The sequence below is a fragment of the uncultured Maricaulis sp. genome, assembly GCF_963976135.1.
Lineage (GTDB): Bacteria > Pseudomonadota > Alphaproteobacteria > Caulobacterales > Maricaulaceae > Maricaulis.
Genome location: NZ_CAXBKN010000166.1, coordinates 1 through 3,035, shown reverse-complemented (window position 1 = coordinate 3,035; position 3,035 = coordinate 1). Strand labels below are relative to the sequence as shown.

Genomic DNA, 3,035 nt, shown 5'->3' with positions numbered 1-3,035 from the left:
GCACGCCGGGCACATTGTCGGCACTGTCGCCGGCCAGCGCCTGGACATCGATCACCCGGTCGGGTCCGACACCGAATTTCTCGAACACACCATCGGCATCGATGCGCTTGTTCTTCATGGTGTCGAGCAGGGTGATCTTGTCGGAGACCAGCTGCATCAGATCCTTGTCCGAGGAGACAATCGAGACCCGCGCCCCCTTGGCCTCGGCCTGGCGGGCATAGGTGGCGATGAGATCATCGGCCTCGTAATTCTCGACCTCGACTGAAGGCGCACCAAAGGCGCGCGTCGCTTCACGGATCAGCGCGAATTGCGGCACCAGATCCTCAGGCGCCGGCGGACGATGGGCCTTGTAGAGCGGGTAGAGATCATTGCGGAAGGTCTTGCCGGAATAGTCGAAAATCACCGCCATATGGGTCGGTTTCTCGCCGTGATTGATGTCTTCCAGCAGCTTCCACAACATGTTGCAGAACCCCTGCACCGCGCCAACCGGCGTCCCGTCCGAGCGCGTCAGCGGCGGCAGCGCATGATAGGCGCGGAAAATATAGCCCGATCCGTCGATCAGATAGACATGGCTGGAAGCATCGACGGGTCTGTGAACGGCCATGGGAAAGTCCTCGGGATTCGCGTTGGCGCAGACTAGCGCGGTGCGCGGCGCAGGTCATGGGGGAGTTGCGGCGGGGGCGGAGTGCTGACTTGTCAAACCAGCGGTGATCGGCTCTGATCCCTCAATCTTTACGGGTGGGGGTCGGGAATGCGGGTCTGGATACGGGGTACTATCGCCGTGGCAATGGCTTTGGCCGCATTCATTGCCGCCGACACGGTTTTGCATGCGACCGGGGTGGGCGGTTTCACACCGACCGCACGGGAACTGACGGATCGTGCAGCCGGCTGGAATCAGCCGCCGCTGCTGGCATTGGGCCTGTCCTACTGGGCGCGCACGAAGACCTCCGATCCCGAGCTCCTTCTGTCAGGCCGGCAGACCCGCGCCGAGGCCTGGCGTGAACTGGGCCGCTATGGTCCCGCCGCCGATTTGGCGCGGGCGGCTGTGCTGCAGGCCCCGACGGACTACACTGTGATGGAGGCCAGTTGGGCCTTCAATCAAGCCCATGATCTCGATGCGCTGCGCGAGCTCATCGATCTGGTCGCCGGCGAGCAGGCGCCGCGTCTGGCGCAACCTGATCTGCCGGTCTCGGTCTACATGCTGCTGCTTGAGCGCCGTGGCCGTGTCGACGAGGCGATGGCTGCGGTTGAAAACCTAGACACCCGTCGCTGGTCGGCCTCGGCCAGGCGGCGTCTGGATGAGGTGAAATTATATACCTATCTCGCGGCCCGGCGGCCGGATGCCATGCTGGAATGGTTGCGAGAACCGGCGCCAGCCTATTGTCTCGAAGTGCGCGAATGCGCCGCCTCGCGTGCAATCTCCGAAGCTCAGGCTCTGGCCTTGCTCGGTGAATGTGACCGGGCCGACAGCATCCTGGATGGATTGGTGGACCAGCTTCGCGCTGAGCCTTTCCGAGAAGAGATTGATGAGCAATTCGGTCCAGACGGGGAAGTCCGGACTGCGACCATCTCGTCGTCGGGTCAGTGGGAGTGCCAGGCGCTGGGCTTGCTTGGGCGGCGGGACGAGGCAGTGGAGGCCTGCTTGCAGGACAGCGGTATGAACCTCTCGATCGCTACGGCGGCCAACAGGGAGCAGGTCGAACTCAGCGTACGGCCTCGCCTGGTATGCCGCCCTGGCGGGGCGGCCGGGGCGTCGTTCTGACCGGAAAATTGTGTCTTCGCTGGCGCCGATATGATAATAATTATCCATCCACTATTCCGATGGAGCGATCCCAATGCCCAGCAGTTATGCCCTTGGTCCGCGTTTCGAGGCGTTGATGACCGAGTTGATCCAGTCGGGGCGCTATAATTCCAAGAGCGAGATCCTGCGCGACGGGCTGCGCATGGTCGAGGAGCGCGAGGCGAAATTTCTCTCCGAGCTGGAGGAATTGCGTGAGGCGGTCAGGCTGGGCGCGGAAAGCGGGCCGGGGATTCCGGTCGAAGATGTGCGCGCGCACCTGAAGGCGCATGTGCGGGAGATTGCCGGACGGCGGACTGAGACGTGAAGGTCGAGTTCGCCCCTTTGGCGCAGGTCGACCTGCGCGAGATTGCCGGATTTATCGCCCTGGACAATCCCGCACGAGCGGACTCCTTCATCGATGAAATCATCGATCGCTGTCTTGCGCTGGCTGACTTTCCGGAGGCGGCGCCTCAGCGGGACGATATCGATCCCGGCATTCGCGCACTTTCGTACAAGCAGTATCTCATTCTGTATCGGGTCAGGGAGGCAATGGTCCGCATTGAGCGCGTGCAACACGGCAATCGCAAGCTCCAGCTGACGGTCTAACCCCCAAACCCCACTTGCCCGGCCACAATCCCGATCGCCGTGATGATCAGGATCGCTGCGGTGTTGAGCCGGAAGCCGGCCTTGATCATCTGGCCCTGGGTAACGGCGCCGGAGGCGTAGACGATGGCATTCGGCGCGGTTGCGACCGGCAGCATGAAAGCGGTCGAGGCGGCAATCGCGACCGGCAATACGAGTTGTTCCGGTGGCACGCCGGCGCTGACGGCGAGCACGCCGAGCACCGGCAGGAAGGCCGTGGTGGTGGCGACATTCGAGGTCAGCTCGGTCAGGAAGACGACGGCGGCGACCATCACCAGGATGAGCAGCGGCAGCGGCCAGTCGGAGACGAAGGAGAGCTGCGCCCCGAGCCAGCCGGCCAGGCCTGTCGAGGACAGCGCTGCGGCGAGCGAGAGGCCGCCGCCGAACAGGATGACGACATTCCAGGGCAGGCGGGCGAGCCCGTCCCAGTTCATCAGCGCCTCGCCTTTGGCCTCGCCCCTGGCGCCGGCCGGGATCAGGAAGGTTGCCAATGCGCCCATCACGGCGATCTGGGTATCGGTCATCTGGATGGCGACGGGGATGCCCAAGCTGCCGGTGAGCCAGGCGAGCAGCGGGTTCCAGCCCCAATTCCAGCCCTCGCCGGAGAAGAAGG

Annotated in this window: 4 protein-coding genes and 1 pseudogene; 3 read left to right on the top strand and 2 right to left on the bottom strand. The window is 63.8% G+C overall.

Annotated elements, in window-relative coordinates; translation table 11 throughout:
• Positions 1-604, bottom strand: a pseudogene (locus tag AAC023_RS14180) (DNA polymerase I); the annotation flags it as partial.
• A 183-nt stretch (positions 605-787) separates the two neighbouring features.
• Between AAC023_RS14180 and AAC023_RS14175 the strand changes: the two are divergent.
• The 3 genes from AAC023_RS14175 to AAC023_RS14165 all read left to right on the top strand — a co-directional run bounded on the left by AAC023_RS14175 (position 788) and on the right by AAC023_RS14165 (position 2,386).
• Positions 788-1,762 (top strand): hypothetical protein, encoded by a 975-nt coding sequence (locus AAC023_RS14175; protein WP_339741900.1) that lies wholly within the window; start codon positions 788-790, stop codon positions 1,760-1,762.
• A 73-nt stretch (positions 1,763-1,835) separates the two neighbouring features.
• The gene (locus AAC023_RS14170; protein WP_339741898.1) at positions 1,836-2,105 is read left to right on the top strand and encodes a type II toxin-antitoxin system ParD family antitoxin; all 270 of its coding nucleotides are present in this window, start codon (positions 1,836-1,838) and stop codon (positions 2,103-2,105) included.
• Complete coding sequence (locus AAC023_RS14165) at positions 2,102-2,386, top strand: type II toxin-antitoxin system RelE/ParE family toxin (RefSeq protein ID WP_339741896.1); 285 nt, start codon at positions 2,102-2,104, stop codon at positions 2,384-2,386. The genes AAC023_RS14170 and AAC023_RS14165 overlap by 4 nt, the downstream gene beginning before the upstream one ends.
• Here the strand turns inward: AAC023_RS14165 and AAC023_RS14160 are convergent.
• Positions 2,383-3,035 (bottom strand): SLC13 family permease (locus AAC023_RS14160; protein ID WP_339741894.1); only part of this gene is annotated, 653 nt, incomplete at its 5' end. The two genes, AAC023_RS14165 and AAC023_RS14160, sit on opposite strands and share 4 nt — an antisense overlap.